This window comes from Oleiphilus sp. HI0043 (assembly GCF_001634935.1).
Map to the genome: position 1 here is coordinate 1 of NZ_LWEY01000834.1, position 2,057 is coordinate 2,057.

Below are 2,057 nucleotides of genomic sequence, written 5' to 3' on the forward strand. Positions count from 1 at the left end.
TGGCAACTTTACCGGATTCCCTAGGAACACACCACCGACGAAGCCTCTACAAATTCAAATGTGCCTGAGAAGCTTAAACAGCAGAGCGGAACAGTGGGAAAACGTGCCACCTACCCTAAAACTTTAAACGGAGGAATACATGATAAGAAACGAGCATTCCCTGGCGAATATTGAGCCTTAACCCTAAAGGCAAAAAAACATTTAACGCTTTTATAAACGGCGCACGGCTCTATCGTGCGTCCAACGCAGGCCACGTTTCTTTGTGGCCGGAGTGATGTTTGATGAACTGGTTAGATGTTTTAGAACACCCAAGTAGAACAACACCACGTTGTGTAGCCGAAGGCGGAACTTTAGTTCGTTGCCTGTGGCTAAAATAATTAAGTTGACGACTTTACCGGATTCCCTAGGAACACACCACCGACGAAGCCTCTACAAATTAAAATGTACCTGAGAAACTTAAACAGCGGAGCGGAACAGCGGGAAACCGTGCCACTTACCCTAAAAACTTAAACGGAGGAATGTATGAAAAGAAACGAGCACTCCTTGCCGAGTATTGAGCCTTAAACCTAAAGGCCAAAAAACATTTAACGCTTTTATAAACGGCGCACGGCTCTATCGTGCGTCCAACGCAGGCCACGTTTCTTTGTGGCCGGAGTGATGTTTGATGAACTGGTTAGATGTTTTAGAACACCCAACTACACCAAACACCACGTTAAAACCAAAGTGCTTGCCCAGAGACAAAAACACCGTAGATGGCGACTTTACCGGATTCCCTAGGAACACACCACCAACGAAGCCTCTACAAATACAAATGTGCTTGAGAAGCTTAAACAGCAGAGCTGAACAGTGGGAAAACGTGCCACCTACCCTAAAAATTTAAACGGAAAGGTGCCAGATTAGAAACGTGCATTCCTTGCCGAATACTGAGCCTTAAACCTAAAGGCCAAAAAACATTTAACGCTTTTATAAACGGCGCGCGTGTCTTTGCGCGTCCAGTGTAGCCCACGTTTCTTTGTGGGCGGAACGAGGTTTGATAAACTTGTTAAGTGCTCTATTTCTCAACATATTTAAAGGTATCAGCACCATCGAAAAACCTAACATTAACGGACTTAAATATCTCAGGAGCAGCCATTCTGGCGTTGATTGCGACCCTATTTGTACCGTCATCTCTTTTTTGTGTGTAGTGAGTTGTACAACCACAAAAAGTGCAAGAATGATATGAGCGAACTTTGCTACCCCACAAATAAACAGTAGCCTCTGATTTTACTTTAATATCAACTTGATCGACTGTGTAATAAGCCCAAAGAGCACCTAGCCGGTAACACATTGAACAATTACAACTGGTAATTGATTCTAGTAGCATGTCTGCTGTTATAACGATATTACCGCAATGACAAGTAGCTTTGACCATGTTTCCTCCTTGAACACTTAACGCCTTTAGCTGCGGCGAGCGATAGCGAGTCCAGCCCCGGGGCCTTTTCCGGGGCGAGGCAGGCTAAACTTGTTAGCTGATTTAATTTTCGGACCAATCCCATTTTACTATTTTGGATTGATACCCTGTACCAATGGTACTGCAGCTTTTAGCTAAGACTTGTTTATTTTTTACTGACCATACATGTTCTTGGCAAGGAGGCAAAAACATCAGCTCTATTACTCCATAACCCGCCCAACTAATTAAGCCAGTAGCTGCTGCACTTAAAGCGATACCAGAACCCAAAGCTTTTTCGCCCCATAGATTTTCCGTACTTTGGGGCTCTCCCCAAAGGCTTTTAGCATCATCTAATGGAATGCTAATTCGTGGTTCAGAGAATAAACCATCCTGAGGTTGTAACTCGATATGCTGACTTTGTAGTTCACTTAAACTTTTGCCGTAATCGTAATCTCCAATTTCGGTCTTTACCATTGAACTACAACCTGACAATAAGGCTAAAACTGCAATAACAAATATGTGCTTCAATTTAACTCCTTTTTTACAGCTAACGCCTGCAGTTGCGGACGGAGTGTGATGGCGCTTTTTGTGCAACGCACAAAACGTGACAGCTCACGTAGTTCCGCAA

At 43.8% G+C, this 2,057-nt stretch carries 2 protein-coding genes; one reads left to right on the forward strand and one right to left on the reverse strand.

Annotated features, from left to right (window positions below):
* The first annotated feature begins 664 nt into the window (after window positions 1-664).
* Window positions 665-880 carry a hypothetical protein gene (locus A3729_RS31495; protein ID WP_156497846.1) on the forward strand — a complete coding sequence of 72 codons (216 nt, stop codon included), beginning with the start codon at window positions 665-667 and terminating at the stop codon, window positions 878-880.
* 633 nt (window positions 881-1,513) lie between these two features.
* Here A3729_RS31495 and A3729_RS09450 read toward each other — a convergent pair.
* Window positions 1,514-1,957, reverse strand: coding sequence for a hypothetical protein (locus A3729_RS09450; protein ID WP_068633741.1), 444 nt, complete (start codon window positions 1,955-1,957; stop codon window positions 1,514-1,516).
* Window positions 1,958-2,057: the final 100 nt, after the last annotated feature.